Source organism: Enterobacter sp. PP-008-ECC_S150 (genome assembly GCF_045257065.1).
In the GTDB taxonomy this organism is placed as follows: domain Bacteria; phylum Pseudomonadota; class Gammaproteobacteria; order Enterobacterales; family Enterobacteriaceae; genus Enterobacter; species Enterobacter chengduensis.
The window spans coordinates 121,151-143,889 of record NZ_JBJHHG010000012.1 but is presented as its reverse complement, the minus strand read 5'-3'; the positions used below and the strand labels follow the sequence as shown (position 1 = coordinate 143,889).

Below are 22,739 nucleotides of genomic sequence, written 5' to 3'. Positions count from 1 at the left end.
CCTCTTAAAGCTTTGAATAAGGCGTTTCGATGCGATCGAGAAACAGCGTGGCGGCAAGCAGGTCGGCTGCGCCGCCCGGCGAAGCGTTAAGCGTGAGCATGTGGCGATCTAAGTTCGCCAGCGCCTGCTGGCCCGCAGCCGTTGCACAGCCTCCGGCATTCAGCACCGCACGGGCGCCGTCCTGCATGGCGTCAAGCCCCTCCATCCCTGCGCGCGACAGCACGCAGGTGTCGGTGAGCGAGGTCATGATCGCCATCAGCGCGTCGAGCCTGGCGTGCGCTTCGCTACTGCCGTTGAGACGGCTCAGGCGAAGCTGCGGCAGCGCGCGCTGCATAACGTGCGGAAACGCCTGCTGAGCCTCTTCGCGCGCGCCCGGCACGCGGTAACGGTGCGTGGCGCGCAGGCCTTTACTGAACACCTTCGGCGCCGCGTCGTCCGGCAGTCTCGCCAGCTGTGCGGCAGTGCGGGCGACGTCTTGCGCCCTGGCATTCCCGCCCAGCATCGCCACCGCGCTGACCAGCAGCCCCAGCGCCCAAATCGCACCGCGATGGGTGTTTACGCCGCCGGTTGCAGCCATCATCTGCTGCTCGCCTTCACGGCCAAGACGGCCAACGGTTTGCCGAAGCGCAATATCTGCCGGACGCTGCCAGCTTTGCTGCGCCAGCGCCTGAAACGTCGGGGTCAGGCTGTGCGCGGAGCGCTCCATTAGCGCAAGGGATAAATCGCTGTGCGCGCCGTTCCCCCGACTGTCCACCAGACCGGGTTTCGGGCTTAAACGTGCTTCGTCAATCAGACACTGCGTGGCGGTTCGCGCCAGCCATTCGGCACCGCCTTCAACCTGAATCTGGGGCAGAAGTTTCATTACCAGCTCCGGAATTTCGCAGGCGGGTTATACAGGCCGCCGGACCATTCAACGAGATCCGACACGCTGCCTGCCGCCAGCAGAGAGCGGGTGGCGTCGGTGCGGCGAATGCCCATATCTTCCGGATACACAACCTTGCCGCTCTGGCGCAGTTCCGCCACGCGTTTAGCGTCCACGCCCAGGCCGATATCGGTGATCCCCGCCACGGCGGCGACCATGGCGCGACGCTCTTCCAGGTCTTTCGCCCGGTAGAGATAGGCAATCCCCTCTTCCGTCAGCACGTGCGTCACGTCATCGCCGTAAATCATCACCGGCGCCAGCGGCATGCCGGAGGCTTTTGCCACGTCAACGGCATCAAGTTTTTCCACGAAGGTCGGCTTCACGCCCGCCTGGAAGGTTTCCACCATCTGCACGACGAGTTTTTTACCGCGCTGCATCGGATCGGGTTCGGTGATCATGTTCAGCCAGGCCGGTGTCGCGTGGCGACGACCGTGCGGGTCGTGCCCCATGTTTGGCGCCCCGCCGAAGCCGGAGAGACGGCCGCGGGTCACCGTGGAAGAGTTGGCGTAACCATCAACCTGCAGAGTTGAGCCGATAAACATATCCACCGCGTACTGGCCGGCCAGCTGGCAGAACGCGCGGTTGGAGCGCATCGAGCCGTCGGCACCGGTAAAGAACACGTCAGGACGGGCGCGGATGTACTCCTCCATTCCCAGCTCGCCGCCGAAGCAGTGCACGCTTTCGACCCAGCCGCTTTCGATAGCGGGGATCAGGGTCGGATGCGGGTTGAGCGTCCAGTGCTTACAGATTTTGCCCTTAAGGCCAAGCTGCTCGCCGTAGGTAGGCAGCAGCAGCTCGATCGCCGCGGTGTTAAAGCCGATCCCGTGGTTCAGGGACTGCACCTGATGTTCCGCGTAGATGCCTTTAATGGCCATCATCGCCATCAGGATGTGCTCCTGCTTGATCAGGCGCGGGTCGCGGGTAAACAGCGGTTCGATAAAGAATGGCTTGTCGGCAACGACAACATAGTCAATCCAGGAGCCCGGGATATCGACGCGCGGCAGATCGCACTCGTCGTCCACCAGCTCGTTCACCTGCGCGATGACGATCCCGTCGTGGAAGGCAGCGGCTTCCACCAGCGCCGGGGTATCTTCAGTGCTCGCCCCGGTGTAGAGGTTGCCCTTGCGGTCTGCCTTAAAGCCGGCAATCAGCGCCACGTTGGGCGAGAGGTCGACGTAGAGTCGTGAGTAAAGTTCGATGTAGGTGTGAATGGCGCCGATTTCGAGCTGACCATCTTCCAGCAGCTGGGAGATTCGCAGGCTTTGGGTACCGGAGAAGGAGAAGTCCAGCTTGCGGGCGATGCCTTTCTCAAAGATATCCAGATGCTCGCTGCGCCCGACGCTCGGCATGATCATATGCAGGTCGTGAACAACTTGCGGGTTCACTTCGGCCAGCGAACGGGAAAGGAAATCCGCCTGCTTCTGGTTGTTACCTTCCAGAACGACCTTGTCGCCAGGCGCGATCAGTTTTTCCAGCATGGCGACCAGATCGCCGGTTGGCAGTACCTTGCCCTGCACCGGTACGGACGCCAGACGACGCGCTTTTTCGCTGCGTCGCGTGTTCCATTGCCGGGTGGGTGTTTGCCCAGATAACATTATTAACCTCCTGATTCAGCTAATCATTTTGATTTGCTTAACGTTGAGTAAAGTGTGCGCTCTGGTGAGAAAGGCATCAATTAAGCGTAGAGCGGAATCATTAGCCTGAGAGTAATAATCAAGGTAAAGATTTGTGATCGGGATCAGTTCATGTTTCGGAAAACCAGGCTAAACGGGGTACAATTCGGAAAGTATCGTTAATATCTGACAAGAATCAGCATCGCCCTTATGACCCAAATCATTCCATCAGGCTTCGACATTGCAGCCGAAGACAGCACCGAGTTCGTGCCCCTGCGCGGCGTGGCCAACTGCCATTTGCAGACCATGCTGCCGCGGCTGATCCGCCGTAAGGTTCAGTTCACGCCGCACTGGCAGCGGCTTGACCTGCCGGACGGTGATTTTCTGGATCTCGCCTGGAGCGAAGCACCGGAGCAGGCGCGCCACAAGCCGCGGCTGGTGGTCTTTCACGGTCTGGAAGGCAGCCTGCACAGCCCGTATGCGCACGGCTTAGTTGAAGCGGCAAAAGCGCGCGGCTGGCTCGGCGTGGTGATGCATTTTCGCGGCTGCAGCGGCGAGCCAAATCGTCAAAAACGTATCTATCACTCGGGTGAAACCGAAGACGGCACCTGGTTTTTGCACTGGCTGCGGGAAAATTACGGCACGGTGCCAACGGCGGCCGTGGGCTATTCGCTGGGCGGCAATATGCTGGCCTGTCTGCTGGCCAAAGAGGGCGAAAGCGTCCCGCTGGATGCCGCCGTCATTGTCTCCGCGCCGTTTATGCTGGAGCAGTGCAGCTACCACATGGATAAAGGCTTTTCCCGCGTCTATCAACGCTACCTGCTCAACCTGCTGAAGGCCAACGCGGCGCGTAAGCTGAAGGCCTACCCGGATACCCTGCCGGTCAGCCTGCGCCAGCTGAAAAAGGTGCGCCGTATTCGCGAGTTCGACGATCTGATCACCGCGAAAATCCACGGCTTCGCCGATGCGATTGACTATTATCGCCAGTGCAGCGCCATGCCGCTGCTCAGCAAAATCACCCAGCCGACGCTGATTATTCACGCTAAAGATGACCCGTTTATGGATCATCACTCAATTCCCGCTCAGGAATTCCTGCCCGACAACGTTCACTATCAGCTGACCGAGCACGGCGGCCACGTCGGGTTTATCGGCGGGACGTTGCGCCGCCCGAAAATGTGGCTTGAGACGCGTATTCCTGACTGGCTAACTCCTTATCTGGACGGTGCAAAATGATCATTCCCTGGCAGGATCTGGCTCCCGAAACGCTCGATAATCTGATTGAAAGCTTTGTATTACGCGAAGGCACCGATTATGGTGAACAGGAACGCTCGCTTGAGCAAAAGGTCAACGATGTTAAGCGCCAGCTGAAAAGCGGCGACGTGGTGCTGGTGTGGTCAGAACTGCATGAGACGGTGAATATCATGCCCCGCAACGCGTTTCACGGCTGATCTTCCACCTTTTCAGTCAGGGAGTTGCTATGTCTGCCAGACATCCGGTTATTGCCGTTACGGGGTCGAGCGGTGCGGGAACCACCACCACCAGCCTCGCCTTTCGCAAGATTTTCGCCCAGCTGAATCTCCGTGCGGCGGAGGTCGAAGGCGACAGCTTTCACCGCTACACGCGTCCGGAGATGGACATGGCCATCCGTAAGGCGCGCGATCTGGGTAAACACATCAGCTACTTCGGCCCGGAAGCCAATGACTTTGGCCTGCTGGAACAAACCTTCATCGAGTACGGGCAGAGCGGCAAAGGGCAGTCCCGCAAGTATCTGCATACCTATGATGAAGCCGTTCCCTGGAATCAGGTGCCGGGCACCTTTACCCCCTGGCAGCCGCTGCCGGAACCCACCGACGTGCTGTTTTATGAAGGGTTGCACGGCGGCGTGGTCACGCCTCAGCACGACGTGGCGCGCCACGTGGACCTGCTGGTTGGCGTGGTGCCTATCGTGAACCTGGAGTGGATCCAGAAGCTGACGCGCGACATGAGCGAGCGCGGCCATTCGCGTGAGGCGGTGATGGACTCGGTGGTGCGCTCCATGGAAGACTACATCAACTACCTCACGCCGCAGTTCTCCCGCACCCACATCAACTTCCAGCGCGTGCCGACGGTGGACACCTCCAACCCGTTCGCGGCCAAAAGCATCCCGTCGCTGGACGAGAGCTTTGTGGTGATCCATTTCCGCAATCTCGAAGGCATTGATTACCCCTGGCTGCTGGCGATGCTGCAGGGCTCATTTATTTCGCACATGAATACATTGGTGGTGCCGGGCGGAAAAATGGGGCTGGCGATGGAGCTCATCATGACGCCGCTGGTGGAGCGGTTGATGGAAGGGAAGCAGATCGCGTAAGCTGTTTTGCCCGGTGGCGCTGCGCTTACCGGGCCTACGATTAGGCTTTTGTAGGGCGGGTCAGCGAAGCGCCACCCGCCAAAAGATTAGGCCTCGATCACCTCATACGAATGGGTGATTTTTACCGCTTTCTCCAGCATTAACGCCACAGAGCAGTACTTCTCCGCAGACAGGTCAACCGCACGTGAAACCGCAGCGTCCTTCAGTTCTTTACCGGTAACCACAAAGTGCAGGTTAATGTGGGTAAACAGGCGCGGCGCCTCTTCGCGACGTTCTGACGTGAGTTTAACCTCACAATCCGTTACGTCATGACGGCCTTTTTGCAGAATCGACACCACGTCAATCGCGCTGCATCCCCCTGCCGCCATCAGCACCATTTCCATCGGGCTTGGCGCTTTGTCGCCTGAGTTACCGTCCATCAAAATCTGGTGTCCTGATGCGGACTCGCCCAGGAACGTTAAACCTTCAACCCATTTCACGCGCGCTTGCATATTCTTAAACTCCAACGTTGCATTTTTGGTGACAGATTACGCGTGCGTTACATTTCTCGCAATGGAAGGCGACCTGCATCATGCTGAAGCGAGACACCAGGAGACACGCGGCGAAAGCTATGCTAAAACACTCTGGATGCTACAGTAATACATTGACGTTACACATGTATGCAGAGGACATCAAACTTTACTGGCTGCGAAACGTTACGGTAGCCGACTTCCCAGGGTATGGGTAAGAATTCGATTGCAACCCCAGAGTCCGGATGCATCTGATGACTCTGGTGACAGCTTATAACAGAGGATAACAGCGCATGGTGCTTGGCAAACCGCAAACAGACCCGACTCTCGAATGGTTCTTGTCTCATTGCCACATTCATAAGTACCCATCAAAGAGCACGCTGATTCACCAGGGTGAAAAAGCGGAAACGTTGTATTACATCGTTAAAGGCTCGGTGGCAGTGCTGATCAAAGATGAAGAAGGGAAAGAGATGATCCTTTCTTATCTGAACCAGGGCGATTTCATCGGTGAACTGGGCCTGTTTGAAGAGGGCCAGGAACGTAGCGCCTGGGTTCGCGCAAAGACAGCATGTGAAGTGGCTGAAATTTCTTACAAGAAGTTCCGTCAGCTGATCCAGGTAAACCCGGACATCCTGATGCGTCTTTCTTCCCAGATGGCGCGCCGCCTGCAGGTCACCTCAGAGAAAGTGGGTAACCTCGCCTTCCTGGACGTGACGGGTCGTATCGCACAAACCCTGTTGAACCTGGCGAAACAGCCAGACGCCATGACCCACCCGGACGGCATGCAAATTAAAATTACCCGTCAGGAAATTGGTCAGATCGTCGGTTGCTCCCGTGAGACAGTGGGCCGTATCCTGAAAATGCTGGAAGATCAAAACCTGATCTCCGCCCACGGTAAAACCATCGTCGTCTACGGAACGCGTTAATTCCGCTTAAGCGGCGTGCCATCGCAAGGTGTCACGCCGTTTTTGTCTCTACTCCCCATGTGGCGCAGGCTGATCTATCACCCGGAAGTTAACTACGCACTGCGGCAAACGCTGGTGTTGTGTCTTCCCGTGGCCATAGGCCTGCTGCTCGGACATCTTCAGCAAGGCCTGCTGTTTTCCCTCGTGCCCGCCTGCTGCAACGTTGCCGGCCTGGATACGCCGCATAAGCGCTTTTTCAAACGCCTGATTATCGGCGGCGGCCTGTTTGCGGGCTGTAGCCTTGCGGTGCAGCTTCTGCTTGCCCGGGATATCCCGCTGCCGCTGATCCTGACCGTGCTGGCGATGACGCTGGGCGTCACGGCGGAAATCAGTTCGCTGCACGCCCGCCTGCTTCCCGCGTCGCTGATTGCGGCCATCTTCACGTTAAGCCTCGCCGGAAATATGCCGGTGTGGGAGCCGCTGCTGATCTACGCGCTCGGTACGCTGTGGTACGGGGTGTTTAACTGGTTCTGGTTCTGGCTTTGGCGGGAGCAGCCGCTGCGCGAATCCCTGAGCCTGCTCTATGTGCAGCTGGCGGAGTACTGCGAAGCCAAATATACCCTGCTCACCCAGCATACCGACCCGGAAAAATCCTTACCGCCGCTGCTGACGCGCCAGCAGAAGGTGGTGGACCTGATAAGCCAGTGCTACCAGCAGCTGCATATGCTCGCCGCCAACAGAAACCACGAGTACAAACGGCTGCTGCGCACCTTCCAGGTGGGGCTGGATCTGCAGGAGCATATTTCGGTGAGCCTGCACCACCCGCAGGAGGTGCAAAAGCTGGTCGAGCGCAGCCACGCCGAAGCGGTGATCCGCTGGAACGCGCAGACCGTCTCGGCACGCCTGCGGGTGCTGGCGGACGATATTCTCTACCACCGCTACCCCACGCGCTTTAACATGGAAAAACAGCTCGGCGCGCTGGAAAAAATTGCCCGTCAGCACCCGGATAACCCGGTCGGACAGTTTGCCGCCTGGCACTTCAGCCGTATCGCCCGCGTGCTGCGCACCCAGCGCCCGCTATATCCCCGCGACCTGATGGCGGATAAGCAGAAACGGCTGCCGCTATTGCCCGCGCTCAAAAGCTACTTGTCCCTGAAGTCGTCCGCCCTGCGTAACGCCGCGCGGATTAGCGTCATGCTGAGCATCGCCAGCCTGATGGGCATGGCGCTGCATCTGCCGAAACCCTACTGGATCTTAATGACCGTCCTGTTTGTCACCCAGAACGGCTACGGCGCCACGCGGGTGCGTATTCTGCACCGGGCAGGCGGCACGATGGCGGGGCTGATCGTTGCGGGCGTGACGCTGCACTTCCACGTTCCCGAGGGCTATACGCTGGCGGGGATGCTGGCGGTCACCCTGGTAAGCTACCTGATAATCCGCAAAAACTACGGCTGGGCAATGGTGGGCTTTACGGTGACGGCGGTATACACCCTGCAGCTGCTCACGCTCAACGGCGAACAGTTTATCGTTGCCAGGCTGATCGACACCCTGATCGGCTGCCTGATCGCCTTCGGCGGTATGGTCTGGCTCTGGCCGCAGTGGCAAAGCGGGCTGCTACGCCAGAACGCCCACGACGCGCTGGAGGCCGACCAGGAGGCTATCAGGCTGATCCTCAGCGACAATCCTCAACCGACGCCGCTGGCCTGGCAGCGGATGAAGGTCAATCAGGCGCACAACGCGCTGTTTAACTCCCTCAACCAGGCGATGCAGGAGCCGGGCTTTAACGCGCACTATCTGGCGGACATGAAGCTTTGGGTCACGCACAGCCAGTTTATCGTCGAGCACATTAACGCCATGACCACGCTGGCGCGCGAGCACACGATGCTGACGCTGGATCTGGCGCAGCGCTATTTGCAGTCGTGCGAAATTGCGTTGCAGCGGTGTCAGCAGCGTCTGGAGTATGACGCGCCGGGCGAGTCGGGGGATTCGAACATTCTGGAAGCGCCGGAAACGCTGACCCACGGGCCGATGAGTTCCCTGGAGCAGCATTTGCAGCGCGTGCTGGGGCATCTGAACACCATGCACACCATTTCGTCGGTGGCATGGCGTCAGCGCCCGCATCATGGGGTTTGGTTAACGCGCGTGTTAAAGCGAACGCCGTACTAGTTTTGCTGGACGATCTTCCCGACCGCCGCCGCAAAACGGGCTAACCCGTCTTCGATGTCTTTGTCTTCCACCACCAGCGACGGCGCAAAGCGCATCACATCCGGCCCGGCGTTGAGCACCATCACGCCTTCGCGCGCGGCGGCGTGCAGGAAGTCGCGCGCGCGGCCCTTGAACTGCGGCTTCAGCTCGGCGCCAATCAGCAGCCCCATCCCACGGATCTCGCTGAACACGTCGAACTGCTCATCAATCTTTTGCAGGTGTTTCACAAACAGCTCGCGCTTCGCGCTAACGCCGTTCAGCACCTCTGGCGTGTTGATAATGTCGAATGCGGCACCCGCCACGGCGCTCGCCAGCGGGTTACCGCCGTAGGTTGAGCCGTGAGAACCGACGTGGAACGCGGAGGCGATCTCCTGAGTCGTCAGGACCGCGCTCACCGGGAAACCGCCGCCGAGGGCTTTGGCGCTGGTCAGAATATCCGGCGTCACGCCGTAGTGCATATAGGCAAACAGGTCCCCGGTACGCCCCATTCCGCACTGCACCTCATCAAACACCAGCAGCGCCTGATGCTCATCGCACAGCGCGCGCAGCCCCTGCAGAAATTCCGGAGTGGCCGCCGTCACGCCGCCTTCACCCTGAATAGGTTCCACCACCACCGCGCAGGTGTGATCGTCCATCACCGCTTTCACCGCGTGCAGATCGTTAAACGGCACGTGGACGATGTCGGCCGGTTTCGGGCCAAAGCCGTCGGAATACTTCGGCTGACCGCCGACGGAGACGGTAAAGAAGGAGCGTCCGTGGAAGGCGTTATGGAAGGCGATGATTTTGGTTTTATAGGGGCTGTGGCGCGTGGTCGCGTAGTAGCGCGCCAGCTTAAAGGCGGTTTCGTTGGCTTCGGTGCCGGAGTTCATAAACAGCACGCGCTCGGCGAAGGTCGCGTCAATGATCTTGCGGCCGAGACGCAGCGCCGGCTCGTTGGTGAACACGTTGCTGGTGTGCCACAGGGTTTCGCCCTGGGTTTTCAGCGCCTCAACCAGCGCGGGATGGCAATGCCCCAGCGCCGTGACCGCAATACCGCCCGCGAAATCCACATACTCTTTACCCTGCTGATCCCAGACGCGGCTACCTTTTCCCTTCACCGGGATAAACTCAGCCGGTGCATAAATCGGCAGGATCACTTCATCGAATGTCGCGCGGGTAATTGCTGGTTGTTCAGTTGCCATGTCATGCCCATCCATTTTATGTCACAGTGCTTGTGAAAATATAATCACAAAATATGCATAAAAAATCACAACAAGGCAACAGATATTCAGCGGTGGAGGAAATTAGCCAGCAGCGCGTGCCCCTGCTCGCTGAGGATGCTTTCCGGGTGGAACTGCACGCCTTCGAGGTCCCACTCGCGGTGGCGAATCCCCATGATCTCCTGCGTATCGCTCCAGGCCGTCACCTCAAAGCACTCCGGCAGCGTCGGCGGGTCAATCACCAGGGAGTGGTAGCGCGTCACGGTTAACGGATTTTTTAGCCCCGTGAACACCCCGGTACCGGTATGCGTGACCGGCGAAGTTTTTCCGTGCATCACTTTCGCGGCACGCACGATGGTGGCGCCAAACGCCTGGGCGATGGCCTGGTGGCCCAGGCAAACGCCCAGAATGGGCAGCTCGCCGGCATAGTGGCGGATAACCTCCAGAGACACGCCCGATTCTGACGGCGTGCAGGGGCCGGGTGAAATGACGATTTTCTGCGGCGCCAGCGTCGCAATCTCGGCGAGATCGATTTCGTCGTTGCGACGAACAACCACCTCCGCACCCAGTTCGCAAAAATACTGGTAAAGGTTCCAGGTGAAGGAATCGTAGTTATCAATCAGCAGAATCATGGCGGCCCCCGAAAAAAATGCCGCCCTATTCTACTCAGATTCCCGGGCTTCGCTCACTACTTTGGCAAAGATCGCGTTTAGCGCGGTTAAATCCCCCGTAGCGCCGCTGCGGTTAGCGGACACCCACTGCTCGGGATCGATATCGCGCCAGTCCAGCGCGTAGCCCGCATGAATGGCCAGCTGCTCAAAGAAGACGCGCTGGGCAATGCCGTTGCCGCGCACAAACGGGTGCAGCATATTGATTTCGCAGTAATAGTGGCTAACTCTGTCTACAAACGCTGCTTTCTCCAGCCCCGCAAGATATTTCTCGCTCTCAAGCGCCGCCATCAGCTCGTTACCCATCTTTTCGATGTACTCAAAATGGCAGAAGGGAATGTCATCCTTAAAAATATCGTCGGTACGGAGCTCGCCTGCCTGCTTCATCTCGCTGTGATACAGATGGCGGTGAATGAGGCACAGATGGGGTAGCCCGGGCGCGGAAGGCCCCAGCGCCAGCGTTTCAATATGGGGCTCTGCGGGACCATGACCTTTTTCAAGGAGACTACTGGCCTGTAAATTGACGTTACGCTGCTGCTCCCAGAGACGGGATTTTTGCTTGTCGGTGAGTTTTTTCACTTAACGCCTCCCTGAATAGTCCGTTTGCCACAAGTATAAGCAGCAAAACGCGCTTTCGCAGGGAGGGCGATATAACGCGGGCAGGAGAGCCCGCGTTCAGAAGAATTACGGCAGAACTTTTGCGGAGAGGATAACCACCGGTTTTGACGGCACATTCTGATACGGACCGACGTCGTGGGTAGGCACCTGGGAAATCTTGTCGGCCACGTCCATCCCTTTCACGATTTTACCGAAGACCGCATAGCCGAAGTCGCGCTGGCCGTGGTCGAGGAAGGCGTTATCCGCCACGTTGAGGAAGAACTGGCTAGTGGCGCTGTCTTTGTCTGCGGTACGGGCCATGGAGATGGTGCCGCGCTTGTTCAGCAGGCCGTTGTCCGCTTCGTTTTTAATCGGCGGGTTAGGCTGCTTTTGCTGCATCTGCTCGTTAAAACCGCCGCCCTGCACCATAAAGCCCGGGATCACGCGGTGGAAGGTGGTGCCGTTGTAGAAGCCGCTGTTAACGTAGTCGAGGAAGTTTTTCACCGAGACGGGAGCTTTCTGGCTATTCAGTTCCAGCTCAATATTCCCGGCAGAGGTAGTCAGCAGAACGTGAGGGTCCCCTTTGGCTGCCAGCGCAGCAGGGGAAACGGCAGAAAGAGCAAACACAGCTGCGACAGCCGCCAGCGTTGATTTGAGCATGAGAATTCCTTAACAAAGCGCAGTGTAAAAAGCGAATGGCTTGATTCTAAAGAGCAGTATGAACGGAGACCAGCCTTTTACCTAATTTTACGAAATTGAAACAGTTGTAACCACGCAAACGATTGGTTAAAGCGCCTTTTTATGTGATCGCCGTCACATAAAAAACTGCAATCGTTCGTAAATTTTCCTGAAAAGGTGGGAATGGATCACTTTCAAGACTAGAATTTGCCCGCTCTCAGCGCCCTCCGGCGCTTTTCTTTTTTCAACAGGCCAGACATGACTAACAGCAATCGCATCAAGCTCACATGGATCAGCTTCTTCTCCTACGCCCTGACCGGCGCGTTGGTGATCGTCACCGGGATGGTGATGGGAAATATCGCAGACTACTTCCAGCTGCCCGTTTCCAGCATGAGTAACACCTTTACCTTCCTCAACGCGGGGATCCTGATCTCTATCTTCCTGAACGCCTGGCTGATGGAAATCGTGCCGTTGAAAACCCAGCTGCGTTTTGGCTTTGTGCTGATGGTCGCCGCCGTGGCGGGACTGATGCTGAGCCACAGCATCGCCCTGTTCTCCGCCGCGATGTTCGTGCTCGGCCTGGTCAGCGGGATCACCATGTCGATCGGTACGTTCCTGATTACCCACATGTATGAAGGCCGCCAGCGCGGCGCGCGCCTGCTGTTTACCGACTCCTTCTTCAGCATGGCCGGGATGATTTTCCCGATGGTTGCCGCCGTTCTGCTGGCGCGCAGCATCGAGTGGTACTGGGTCTATGCCTGCATTGGTCTGGTCTACGTGGCGATCTTTATCCTGACCTTCGGCTGTGAATTCCCGGTGCTGGGCAAAAAAGCGCAAACCACCGCAGAGCCGGTTGCGAAAGAGAAATGGGGCATCGGCGTTCTGTTCCTCTCCATCGCCGCCCTGTGCTACATCCTGGGCCAGCTGGGCTTTATCTCCTGGGTACCGGAATACGCCAAAGGTCTGGGCATGAGCCTGAACGACGCGGGCAAGCTGGTAAGCGATTTCTGGATGTCTTACATGTTCGGCATGTGGGCGTTTAGCTTCATCCTGCGCTTCTTCGACCTGCAGCGTATTCTGACCGTGCTGGCGGGCCTGGCAACCGTGCTGATGTATCTGTTCATCAACGGTTCCCCGGACAATATGCCGTGGTTCATTATGACCCTGGGCTTCTTCTCCAGCGCCATTTACACCTCGATCATTACCCTCGGTTCCCTGCAGACCAAAGTGGCCTCGCCGAAGCTGGTGAACTTCGTTCTGACCTGCGGCACCATCGGCACCATGCTCACCTTCGTGGTGACGGGCCCGATCGTGGCCCACAGCGGCCCGCTGGCGGCGCTGCACACCGCTAACGGCCTGTATGCCGTGGTGTTCATCATGTGCTTCGTTCTGGGCTTCGTGACCCGCCACCGCCAGCACAACGCGGCAGCAGCGTCTCACTAACCCCTACGCCCCTTTGCGCTCGGCAGAGGGGCTATTTCTGGCAAAGCTGACCTCTTCTCCCCCGACGTCCGTCTGGATCCACGTCTGCGCCAGCTGCGTCGTGGCAATCACCCTGCCCTGACGAATCGACCAGCGCACCGGCACCTGACAGCGCACCGCTTCAAACCCGCTTTCCGCAGGCAGAATAATCAGGTTCGCCGGATTACCCGTTTCAATACCGTAATCGCTCAGGCCGAAGGTGCGGGCGCTGTTGTGGGTGATGAGATTCAGGCCGCTGTCGATTTGCGGATAGCCCATCATCTGACACACGTGTAGCCCCATGTGCAGCACCTGCAGCATGTTGCCGGTGCCGAGCGGGTACCACGGGTCGAAGACGTCGTCATGGCCAAAGCAGACGTTAATGCCCGCGTCCTGCAGCTCTTTTACCCGGGTGATGCCGCGGCGCTTCGGATAGTCGTCAAAGCGCCCCTGCAGGTGGATATTGACCAGCGGGTTAGCGACGAAGTTTATCCCCGACATCTTCAGCAGACGGAAGAGCCGCGAGGTATACGCGCCGTTGTAGGAGTGCATGGCGGTGGTATGGCTGGCCGTCACGCGCGGGCCGTTGCCTGCCTCGTACGCCAGCGTGGCCACCGTCTCGACAAACCGCGACTGCTCGTCGTCGATTTCATCGCAATGAATATCCAGCGGACGGTCATACTTCTTCGCCAGCTCGAAGGCGATGTGCAGCGACTGCACGCCGTACTCGCGGGTGAACTCGAAGTGTGGGATCGCCCCCACCACGTCGGCCCCCAGCTTTAATGCCTCTTCCAGCAGCGCCGCGCCGTTCGGGTAAGAGAGGATCCCCTCCTGCGGGAACGCGACGATTTGCAGCGTCACCCACGGAGCCACCTCCTGCTTCACCTCCAGCATCGCCTTCAGGGCAGTGAGCGTCGGGTCGGAGACATCCACGTGGGTGCGAACAAACTGGATGCCGTTGGCAATTTGCCACTTCAGCGTTTGCCAGGCGCGCGCTTTCACATCCTCATGACTGAGCAGCGCCTTGCGTTCCGCCCAGCGCTCAATGCCTTCAAACAGCGTGCCGGACTGGTTCCAGTTCGGCTCGCCCGCCGTCTGGGTGGTATCAAGATGGATATGCGGCTCGATGAACGGCGGGAGAGCAAGCCCACCGCGCGCGTTCAGTACTTCATAACTTTCGGCGTGGGTGTCGTCCATCGGGGTGATGTCACCAAATCGCCCGTTTTCAATGGCGAGCTGCCACAGTCCTTCCCGACCCGGTAAACGCACATTCTGAACAAGCCATAACGGTGATGTAGACATACCCTTCTCCTGAAAAACGCCGCTGATAATCCGGCGTATCGATTTTGCAAAACCGCCCCTGATTTGTACACAAATTCAACAGAATCGAAAAGCCTGCGATTTCCACCACTTATAAAAATCCTGACAAATCAGTCCCATACCACCTAAGGAGTAGGCGAAGACGTATTTGATTTGCATCAATAAGCGCCCCGGCTGAATCGTTAAGGTAGGCAATAATAGAAAAGAAATCGAGGCAATAATGAGCAAAGTCAGACTCGCTATCATCGGTAACGGCATGGTCGGCCACCGCTTTATTGAGGATCTCCTCGATAAGGCCGGTGCCGGGCAGTTCGATATCACCGTGTTCTGTGAAGAACCCCGCAAGGCGTACGACCGCGTGCACCTCTCTTCCTACTTCTCCCATCATACCGCCGAAGAGCTCTCTCTGGTGCGCGAAGGTTTCTACGAGAAGCACGGCGTCAACGTGCTGGTGGGCGAACGCGCTATCACCATCAACCGCCAGGAAAAAGTAATCCACTCCAGCGCCGGGCGTACGGTTTTTTACGACAAGCTGATCATGGCGACGGGCTCGTATCCGTGGATCCCACCGATCAAAGGCTCTGACACTCAGGATTGCTTCGTCTACCGTACCATTGAGGACCTTAACGCCATCGAATCCTGCGCCCGCCGCAGCAAGCGCGGCGCGGTGGTCGGCGGCGGCCTGCTGGGTCTGGAAGCGGCAGGCGCGCTGAAAAACCTCGGCGTTGAAACCCACGTCATCGAATTTGCCCCGATGCTGATGGCCGAACAGCTGGACCACATGGGTGGCGACCAGCTGCGTCGTAAAATCGAAAGCATGGGCGTGAAGGTTCACACCAGCAAGAACACCAAAGAGATCGTGCAGGAAGGCACCGAGGCGCGCAAAACCATGCGCTTTGCCGACGGCAGCGAGCTGGAAGTGGACTTCATCGTCTTCTCCACCGGGATTCGTCCGCGCGACAAGCTGGCGACCCAGTGCGGTTTAGCCGTGGCGCAGCGCGGCGGGATCATGATTAACGACACCTGCCAGACCTCCGACCCGGATATCTACGCCATCGGCGAATGCGCCAGCTGGAACAACCGCGTGTACGGTCTGGTGGCGCCGGGCTATAAAATGGCGCAGGTCGCCGTGGACCATATCCTCGGCAGCGAAAACGCCTTCACCGGCGCAGACATGAGCGCCAAGCTGAAGCTGCTGGGCGTGGACGTGGGCGGCATTGGCGATGCGCATGGCCGCACCCCGAACTCCCGCAGCTACGTTTATCTCGACGAAAGCAAAGAGGTCTATAAACGCCTTATCGTCAGCGAGGACAATAAAACCCTGCTCGGCGCGGTGCTGGTGGGGGACACCAGCGACTTCGGCAACCTGCTCCAGCTGGTGCTGAACGCCATCGAGCTGCCGGAAAACCCGGACGCGCTGATCCTCCCGGCGCACGCCTCCAGCGGCAAACCGTCCATCGGCGTGGATAAACTGCCGGACAGCGCCCAGATTTGCTCCTGCTTCGACGTCACCAAAGGCATGCTCATCTCCGCCATCAATAAAGGCTGCCACACCGTGGCGGCGCTGAAGGCGGAAACCAAAGCCGGTACCGGCTGCGGCGGCTGTATTCCGCTGGTGACCCAGGTGCTGAACGCCGAGCTGGCGAAACAGGGCATCGAAGTCAACAACAACCTGTGCGAGCACTTTGCTTACTCTCGTCAGGAGCTGTACCACCTGATCCGCGTGGAAGGCATCAAGTCCTTCGACGAGCTGCTGGCGAAGCACGGCCAGGGCTACGGCTGTGAAGTATGTAAACCGACCGTCGGCTCGCTGCTGGCCTCCTGCTGGAACGAGTACGTGCTCAAGCCCGAGCATACGCCGCTGCAGGACACCAACGACAATTTCCTCGCGAACATTCAGAAAGACGGCACTTACTCCGTGATTCCTCGTTCGGCCGGGGGCGAAATCACGCCGGAAGGGCTGGTGGCCGTGGGCCGCATCGCGCGCGAATTCAACCTGTACACCAAAATCACCGGTTCCCAGCGCATCGGCCTGTTTGGCGCGCAGAAGGACGACCTGCCGGAAATCTGGCGCCAGCTGATTGAAGCAGGCTTCGAAACCGGCCACGCGTACGCCAAGGCGCTGCGCATGGCAAAAACCTGCGTGGGCAGCACCTGGTGCCGCTACGGCGTCGGCGACAGCGTGGGCTTCGGCGTGGAGCTGGAAAACCGCTACAAAGGCATCCGTACCCCGCACAAAATGAAGTTCGGCGTCTCGGGCTGTACCCGTGAATGTGCCGAAGCGCAGGGTAAAGACGTGGGCATTATCGCCACCGAGAAAGGCTGGAACCTGTACGTCTGCGGTAACGGCGGGATGAAGCCGCGCCATGCGGACCTGCTGGCGGCGGATCTCGATCGCGACACGCTGATTCAGTATCTCGACCGCTTCATGATGTTCTACATCCGCACCGCCGATAAGCTGACCCGTACCGCCTCCTGGCTCGATAATCTGGAAGGCGGCATCGACTACCTCAAAGCGGTGATCGTCGACGACAAGCTGGGCCTGAACGAGCATCTGGAAGCAGAAATGGCCCGCCTGCGCGAAGCGGTGATCTGCGAGTGGACGGAAACCGTCAACACCCCGGCGGCGCAGACGCGCTTCAAACACTTTATCAACAGCACCCAGCGCGACCCGAACGTGCAGGTTGTGCCGGAGCGTGAACAGCATCGTCCGGCGACGCCGTATGAACGTATTCCGGTGACGCTGGTGGAGGAAAACGCATGAGCCAGTGGATAAACATCTGCGAGATTAACGACATTCTGCCCGCCACCGGCGTGTGTGCGCTGCTGGGTAACGAGCAGGTCGCGATTTTCCGCCCTCGTCACGATGACCAGGTTTTTGCCATCAGCAATATCGACCCGTTCTTCGAGGCCAGCGTGCTTTCCCGCGGCCTGATTGCCGAGCATCAGGGTGAACTGTGGGTCGCCAGCCCGTTGAAAAAGCAGCGTTTCCGCTTGAGCGACGGGTATTGCATGGAAGATGAGAGCCGCTCGGTGAAGCACTACGACGCTCGCGTGAAGGACGGCATGGTGCAGCTGAAAGGCTAACCTCCGCCCTTTTAGGGATAGCGGCAGGAAATTCGTATGTTCTGTACGATCCCTGCTGTTATCCTGACGTCAATTTTCCCCGCCATGAATGCTGTGAGGTAACGTCGTGGACCACCTGCCGATTTTCTGTCAATTACGCAACCGCGACTGCCTGCTCGTGGGCGGCGGCGATGTCGCTGAACGCAAAGCGCGCCTGCTGCTGGACGCGGGGGCCCGACTGACCGTCAACGCCCTCGACTTTGCCCCACAGTTTGAGGTCTGGGCTCAGCAAGGGATGCTCACGCTGGTTCAGAGAGAGTTTGATGAATCCCTGCTGGATACCTGCTGGCTGACCATTGCCGCGACGGATGACGATGCGGTGAACCAGCGTGTGAGCGATGCCTGCGAAGCGCGCCGCATCTTCTGCAACGTGGTGGATGCGCCGAAAGAGGCCAGCTTTATCATGCCGTCGATTATCGACCGTTCGCCGCTGATGATTGCAGTATCGTCCGGCGGTCGCTCGCCGGTTCTCGCCCGGCTGCTGCGGGAAAAACTGGAAGCCCTGTTGCCCCAGCATCTCGGTCAGATCGCCCATTACGCCGGGCAGCTCCGTTCACGCGTGAAGCAAACCTTCGCGACCGTGGGAGAACGCCGCCGCTTCTGGGAAAAATTCTTCGTGAACGACAGGCTGGCGCAGTCGCTGGCGAACCAGGACACCAAAGCCGTTGAAGAGACCACTGAGCAGCTGCTGAGCGAACCGCTGGATCACCGCGGTGAAGTGGTGCTGGTCGGCGCAGGTCCCGGCGATGCGGGTTTGCTGACGCTAAAAGGCCTGCAGCAGATCCAGCAGGCGGATATCGTTGTTTACGATCGTCTGATCTCCGATGACATTATGAACCTGGTACGTCGCGACGCCGACCGCGTGTTCGTTGGAAAACGAGCGGGCTACCACTGCGTGCCGCAGGAGGAGATTAACCAGATCCTGCTGCGCGAGGCGCAGAAAGGCAAGCGCGTGGTGCGCCTCAAGGGTGGCGATCCGTTTATCTTTGGTCGCGGCGGCGAGGAGCTGGAAACCCTGTGCAGCGCAGGTATTCCGTTCTCCGTGGTGCCGGGCATTACGGCGGCGTCCGGTTGCTCAGCCTACTCTGGCATTCCGCTGACCCACCGGGATTACGCCCAGAGCGTGCGTCTGGTAACGGGTCACCTCAAAACCGGCTGCGAGCTGGACTGGCATAACCTGGCCGCCGAAAAGCAGACGCTGGTGTTCTATATGGGGCTGAATCAGGCCGCTACCATTCAGGCGAAGCTGCTGGAGCACGGCATGGAGGCAGATATGCCCGTCGCGCTGATTGAAAACGGTACCGCCATTACGCAGCGCGTGGTGGATGGCGTGCTGACGCAGTTAGGCGAACTGGCGCAGCAGGTAGAAAGCCCGGCGCTGATCGTGGTAGGTCGCGTGGTTGAACTGCGCGAGAAGCTGAACTGGTTCTCCAGCCACTAACACATATTCCCCCTTCTTTGAGTAGTCCTTAAGCGGACTACTCCCCTCTTACAGCTACCGATAACATACCGCCCCGAAGTGGAACTTTTCCCCTTTATTCCCTTGAGTTACATCCAATTTTCGTTTTTAAGACAAGGAATGCGTATGTTCAAACTGGCAAAAGCCGCCGTTCTGGTTGGCCTGTTATCCACTCTGACGGCCTGCACCGGTCACGTACAGAACACCAAAAATAACTGCAGCTACGATTACCTGCTGCACCCGGCGATCTCCATTTCGAAGATCATCGGCGGTTGCGGCCCGGCGGCGCAGCAGTAAGCGTTTCTCAGGCGTAAAAAAACCGGGATTTCCCGGTTTTTTTGTTTGTGCGGTGCGGTTTATTGTCGGGTGGCGCTGACGCTTACCCGACCTACACGGTCCCGTAGGCCGGGTAAGGCGGAGCCGCCACCCGGCAAGCAGACTCAAGGTTTTGCGACAAACCCAATCGCTTCGTATACCGCTTTCAGGGTTTCGGACGCGCGCGCGCTGGCTTTTTCCGCGCCGTCTCTCATCACCTTCTGCAGGAAAGCTTCGTCGTTACGGTAGCGGTGATAACGCTCCTGCAGCTCGGTCAGCATGCCGGAAACGGCGTCTGCCACTTCACCTTTCAGGTGGCCGTACATCTTGCCTTCGAAGTGCTGTTCCAGCTCAGGAATGCTCTGGCCGGTCACGCCGGAGAGGATATCCAGCAGGTTGGAGACGCCCGCTTTGTTCTGCACGTCGTAGCGCACAACCGGCGGCTCGTCGGAGTCGGTGACCGCGCGCTTGAGCTTTTTAACCACCGATTTCGGATCTTCCAGCAGGCCGATAACGTTGTTGCGGTTATCGTCAGACTTGGACATCTTCTTGGTCGGCTCCAGCAGCGACATCACGCGTGCGCCCGATTTCGGAATAAACGGCTCAGGCACTTTAAACACCTCGCCGTAAAGCGCGTTAAAGCGCTGGGCGATATCGCGGCTCAGCTCCAGATGCTGTTTCTGGTCTTCGCCGACAGGAACCTGGTTGGTCTGGTACAGCAGAATGTCTGCCGCCATCAGCACCGGATAGTCAAACAGACCGGCGTTGATGTTTTCAGAGTAGCGCGCGGATTTATCCTTGAACTGGGTCATGCGGCTCAGCTCGCCGAAATAGGTGTAGCAGTTCAGCGCCCAGCCCAGCTGCGCGTGCTCCGGCACGTGAGACTGAACGAAGATGGTGCTCTTCTCGGGATCGATGCCGCAGGCCAGGTACAGCGCCAGCGTATCGAGAGTGGCTTTGCGCAGCTTCTCAGGATCCTGACGCGCGGTAATCGCGTGGAGATCGACGATGCAGTAAATGCAATGGTAGTCATCCTGCATGCTGACCCACTGACGTAACGCACCCATGTAGTTACCAATGGTCAATTCACCTGAAGGCTGTGCGCCACTAAAAACGATGGGCTTAGTCATGATTCAATTCCTGATGTTCACTGTGCGAAAGCCCGAGTGCGGGCAACAAATCTTTGAAGTGGTCGAAGACCACGTCCGGCTCACTAAGGGTGATGGACTCACCATAGTTATAGCCATAGGTTAACCCCACGGAAGGACATCCTGCCGCGCGGGCAGCCAGAATATCATTGCGGGAATCGCCGACAAAGAGCAGCTCCGCAGGCGTTAAGGATAATTTTCCTGCCACCAGCAGCAGCGGTTCCGGATGCGGCTTTTTGTTCTGCACGTCATCGCCGCCCACGATTACGGAAAAATACTTCGCGATATCGAGCGCTTCCAGCAGAGGCGCAACGAACGGCGTGGGCTTGTTGGTCACCAGACCCAGCGGGATGCCTTTGGCGTGCAGCGCGCTCAGCGTTTCCTGAACGTCCGGGAACAGGAAACTGCCTTCCTCGACGGTCTCTTCATAGAAACGATCGAACAGCTTGCGCAGAATACGCAGCTGCTCATCCTGCGGGATGTCGGCGTGATCGACGCTCGGTTTACCCTGCGCGGAGCGCTGGGACGCGCGCTCCTGACGTGCCCACGTTAACGCGCGCTCCATCAGAACGTCGGCGCCGTTGCCAATCCACGTTACCACGCGCTCTTCACCCGCAACGGGAAGTTCAAGCGCGTACAGCGCCTGGTCGACGGCGCTCGTTAAGCCCGGCGCGCTGTCGACCAGCGTGCCGTCGAGGTCGAACGCCACACCCCGAATTGCCTGCAATTTATCCATGACTTACCTTCGCCAGCTCGCGGCGCATCTCATCAATGACTTTTTTGTAATCCGGTTGGTCGAAAATGGCTGAACCGGCAACGAACATATCCGCGCCTGCCGCCGCAATTTCACCAATGTTATTCACTTTCACACCGCCGTCCACTTCCAGACGAATATCGTAGCCAGACTCATCAATACGACGGCGCACTTCACGCAGCTTGTCCAGCGTGTGGGGAATGAACGACTGTCCACCAAAGCCTGGGTTAACGGACATCAGCAGGATCACGTCCAGCTTGTCCATAACATGGTCGAGATAGCTCAGCGGCGTGGCCGGGTTAAACACCAGACCCGCCTTACAGCCGTTCTCTTTGATCAGCTGCAGCGTGCGGTCCACGTGTTCGGAGGCTTCCGGATGGAAAGTGATGATGCTGGCACCCGCCGCGGCGAAGTCAGGCACGATGCGATCAACCGGCTTGACCATCAGATGCACGTCGATAGGGGCGGTAATGCCGTAGTTACGCAGCGCCTTGAGCACCATCGGACCGATGGTCAGGTTAGGAACGTAGTGGTTATCCATCACGTCGAAATGGACGACATCTGCGCCAGCCGCCAGTGCGTTAGCCGTGTCTTCACCCAGGCGGGCAAAATCGGCCGACAGAATTGAGGGAGCAATCAAAAACTGTTTCATCCGCTTCTCCTTGAAATGTGTTTACCGGCGGGCAAAACGGCTCAGGGGCGATAAAGAGCCAGGAGTTCGTCCACCTTTTTACGTGTGCCGCCGTTGCTGCTGATGCTACGCCGCACTTTGACCTGAAAATGCTTCGCGGCTTTGTACCATTCGCGCGTATCAGGCGTGTCGTGATTCGAAATTAACACCGGAATTCTTTTGCTGACCAGCTTTTCCGCCATCTCCGCCAGACGTGCCTGTTCGGCAGGGCTGAAGCTGTTGGTGTGATAAGCGGTGAAATTCGCCGTCGCCGACAAGGGGGCGTAAGGCGGGTCGCAGTAAACCACCGAATTTACGCCAGCCAGCTCCATACACTCTTCGTAGGAGAGGCAATGAAACTCTGCGCGCTGTGCTTTTTCGGCAAAGTGATACAGCTCGTCCTGTGGGAAATACGGGCGCTTATAGCGGCCAAAAGGCACGTTAAATTCCCCACGCAGATTATACCGGCACAGGCCGTTGTAACCATGCCGGTTGAGATAGAGGAACAGCAGCGCGCGGCGGAACGGATCCTGACTCTGGTTAAACTCCGTGCGGAACTGGTAGTAAACGTCCGGGTTATTGGTCTCGGGCGTGAACAGTTTGCGCGCCTCGGCGACATACTCGTCGGTACGCAGCTTAACGATGTTATAGAGGCTGATAAGGTCGCTGTTGATATCCGCCAGGATATAACGAGAAAAATCGGTGTTGAGGAACACCGATCCTGCACCCACGAAAGGTTCGATAAGACACTCGCCCTCAGGCAGGTGCTTTTTAATATCATCGAGCAGGGGGTATTTCCCCCCTGCCCATTTCAGAAAAGCGCGATTTTTTTTCATGCTGACT

22 protein-coding genes are annotated in these 22,739 nt (G+C 58.3%); 10 read left to right on the top strand and 12 right to left on the bottom strand.

What is annotated here, in order from left to right; translation table 11 throughout:
• Nucleotides 1–4: 4 nt before the first annotated feature.
• Both ACJBF3_RS14740 and mdcA read right to left on the bottom strand, forming a co-directional pair.
• Nucleotides 5–862 carry a triphosphoribosyl-dephospho-CoA synthase gene (locus tag ACJBF3_RS14740; RefSeq protein WP_045330501.1) on the bottom strand — a complete coding sequence of 286 codons (858 nt, stop codon included), beginning with the start codon at nt 860–862 and terminating at the stop codon, nt 5–7.
• Nucleotides 862–2,517, bottom strand: coding sequence for a malonate decarboxylase subunit alpha (gene mdcA, locus ACJBF3_RS14735; RefSeq protein WP_045330499.1), 1,656 nt, complete (start codon nt 2,515–2,517; stop codon nt 862–864). Before mdcA ends, ACJBF3_RS14740 begins: the two co-directional genes overlap by 1 nt.
• Before the next feature lie 228 nt (nt 2,518–2,745).
• Here mdcA and ACJBF3_RS14730 point away from each other — a divergent pair, with 228 nt between their 5' ends.
• Genes ACJBF3_RS14730 through ACJBF3_RS14720 form a run of 3 tightly spaced genes read left to right on the top strand, consistent with a single transcriptional unit; the run spans nt 2,746 to nt 4,882 of the window.
• Entirely contained in the window at nt 2,746–3,768 is a 1,023-nt protein-coding gene (locus ACJBF3_RS14730) for a hydrolase (protein WP_045330497.1), read from the top strand.
• Nucleotides 3,765–3,983, top strand: coding sequence for a YheU family protein (locus ACJBF3_RS14725; protein WP_008503016.1), 219 nt, complete (start codon nt 3,765–3,767; stop codon nt 3,981–3,983). Before ACJBF3_RS14730 ends, ACJBF3_RS14725 begins: the two co-directional genes overlap by 4 nt.
• A gap of 29 nt (nt 3,984–4,012) precedes the next feature.
• On the top strand, nt 4,013–4,882 hold the full coding sequence (locus ACJBF3_RS14720; RefSeq protein WP_032644550.1) for a phosphoribulokinase: 870 nt from the start codon (nt 4,013–4,015) through the stop codon (nt 4,880–4,882).
• 86 nt (nt 4,883–4,968) lie between these two features.
• Here ACJBF3_RS14720 and ACJBF3_RS14715 read toward each other — a convergent pair whose 3' ends face one another.
• Complete coding sequence (locus ACJBF3_RS14715; RefSeq protein WP_008503018.1) at nt 4,969–5,373, bottom strand: OsmC family protein; 405 nt, start codon at nt 5,371–5,373, stop codon at nt 4,969–4,971.
• Between the two features lie 311 nt (nt 5,374–5,684).
• On the opposite strand from ACJBF3_RS14715, the gene crp reads away from it, so the two are divergent.
• Together crp and ACJBF3_RS14705 are read left to right on the top strand one after the other, a co-directional pair.
• Complete coding sequence (crp, locus tag ACJBF3_RS14710; RefSeq protein ID WP_000242758.1) at nt 5,685–6,317, top strand: cAMP-activated global transcriptional regulator CRP; 633 nt, start codon at nt 5,685–5,687, stop codon at nt 6,315–6,317.
• A gap of 57 nt (nt 6,318–6,374) precedes the next feature.
• Entirely contained in the window at nt 6,375–8,462 is a 2,088-nt protein-coding gene (locus tag ACJBF3_RS14705) for a YccS/YhfK family putative transporter (RefSeq protein ID WP_406545224.1), read from the top strand.
• Here the strand turns inward: ACJBF3_RS14705 and ACJBF3_RS14700 are convergent.
• The 4 genes from ACJBF3_RS14700 to ppiA all read right to left on the bottom strand — a co-directional run bounded on the left by ACJBF3_RS14700 (nt 8,459) and on the right by ppiA (nt 11,625).
• A complete protein-coding gene (locus ACJBF3_RS14700) occupies nt 8,459–9,682 on the bottom strand; it encodes an aspartate aminotransferase family protein (RefSeq protein ID WP_173860534.1) in 1,224 nt (407 codons plus the stop codon). The two genes, ACJBF3_RS14705 and ACJBF3_RS14700, sit on opposite strands and share 4 nt — an antisense overlap.
• A gap of 86 nt (nt 9,683–9,768) precedes the next feature.
• Nucleotides 9,769–10,332 carry an aminodeoxychorismate synthase component 2 gene (gene pabA / locus ACJBF3_RS14695; RefSeq protein WP_045330491.1) on the bottom strand — a complete coding sequence of 188 codons (564 nt, stop codon included), beginning with the start codon at nt 10,330–10,332 and terminating at the stop codon, nt 9,769–9,771.
• A 30-nt stretch (nt 10,333–10,362) separates the two neighbouring features.
• Complete coding sequence (locus tag ACJBF3_RS14690) at nt 10,363–10,947, bottom strand: putative adenosine monophosphate-protein transferase Fic (protein ID WP_047716297.1); 585 nt, start codon at nt 10,945–10,947, stop codon at nt 10,363–10,365.
• Nucleotides 10,948–11,052: 105 nt separating this feature from the next.
• Complete coding sequence (gene ppiA, locus ACJBF3_RS14685) at nt 11,053–11,625, bottom strand: peptidylprolyl isomerase A (RefSeq protein WP_045330487.1); 573 nt, start codon at nt 11,623–11,625, stop codon at nt 11,053–11,055.
• Between the two features lie 276 nt (nt 11,626–11,901).
• Here ppiA and tsgA point away from each other — a divergent pair, with 276 nt between their 5' ends.
• Entirely contained in the window at nt 11,902–13,086 is a 1,185-nt protein-coding gene (tsgA, locus tag ACJBF3_RS14680; RefSeq protein WP_032644557.1) for an MFS transporter TsgA, read from the top strand.
• A gap of 3 nt (nt 13,087–13,089) precedes the next feature.
• Here tsgA and ACJBF3_RS14675 read toward each other — a convergent pair whose 3' ends face one another.
• Nucleotides 13,090–14,406 carry a cytosine deaminase gene (locus ACJBF3_RS14675; protein WP_045330485.1) on the bottom strand — a complete coding sequence of 439 codons (1,317 nt, stop codon included), beginning with the start codon at nt 14,404–14,406 and terminating at the stop codon, nt 13,090–13,092.
• 238 nt (nt 14,407–14,644) lie between these two features.
• On the opposite strand from ACJBF3_RS14675, the gene nirB reads away from it, so the two are divergent.
• The 4 genes from nirB (at nt 14,645) to ACJBF3_RS14655 (ending at nt 19,306) form a co-directional block, all read left to right on the top strand.
• Entirely contained in the window at nt 14,645–17,188 is a 2,544-nt protein-coding gene (gene nirB, locus ACJBF3_RS14670) for a nitrite reductase large subunit NirB (RefSeq protein ID WP_045330484.1), read from the top strand.
• A complete protein-coding gene (gene nirD / locus ACJBF3_RS14665) occupies nt 17,185–17,511 on the top strand; it encodes a nitrite reductase small subunit NirD (RefSeq protein WP_045330483.1) in 327 nt (108 codons plus the stop codon). The genes nirB and nirD overlap by 4 nt, the downstream gene beginning before the upstream one ends.
• Nucleotides 17,512–17,617: 106 nt before the next feature.
• Complete coding sequence (gene cysG, locus ACJBF3_RS14660) at nt 17,618–18,991, top strand: siroheme synthase CysG (RefSeq protein ID WP_045330481.1); 1,374 nt, start codon at nt 17,618–17,620, stop codon at nt 18,989–18,991.
• Nucleotides 18,992–19,135: 144 nt separating this feature from the next.
• On the top strand, nt 19,136–19,306 hold the full coding sequence (locus ACJBF3_RS14655) for a YhfL family protein (protein ID WP_008503029.1): 171 nt from the start codon (nt 19,136–19,138) through the stop codon (nt 19,304–19,306).
• Between the two features lie 143 nt (nt 19,307–19,449).
• Here ACJBF3_RS14655 and trpS read toward each other — a convergent pair whose 3' ends face one another.
• The 4 genes from trpS to dam are packed head-to-tail and all read right to left on the bottom strand — an operon-like array spanning nt 19,450 to nt 22,732.
• A complete protein-coding gene (trpS, locus tag ACJBF3_RS14650; protein ID WP_045330479.1) occupies nt 19,450–20,454 on the bottom strand; it encodes a tryptophan--tRNA ligase in 1,005 nt (334 codons plus the stop codon).
• Complete coding sequence (gph, locus tag ACJBF3_RS14645; protein WP_045330477.1) at nt 20,447–21,208, bottom strand: phosphoglycolate phosphatase; 762 nt, start codon at nt 21,206–21,208, stop codon at nt 20,447–20,449. The genes trpS and gph overlap by 8 nt, the downstream gene beginning before the upstream one ends.
• On the bottom strand, nt 21,201–21,878 hold the full coding sequence (gene rpe, locus ACJBF3_RS14640) for a ribulose-phosphate 3-epimerase (protein WP_032644564.1): 678 nt from the start codon (nt 21,876–21,878) through the stop codon (nt 21,201–21,203). Before rpe ends, gph begins: the two co-directional genes overlap by 8 nt.
• 41 nt (nt 21,879–21,919) lie before the next feature.
• Nucleotides 21,920–22,732: an adenine-specific DNA-methyltransferase gene (gene dam, locus ACJBF3_RS14635; RefSeq protein WP_045330476.1), complete on the bottom strand. Its 813-nt coding sequence runs from the start codon at nt 22,730–22,732 to the stop codon at nt 21,920–21,922.
• Between the last annotated feature and the right edge of the window lie 7 nt (nt 22,733–22,739).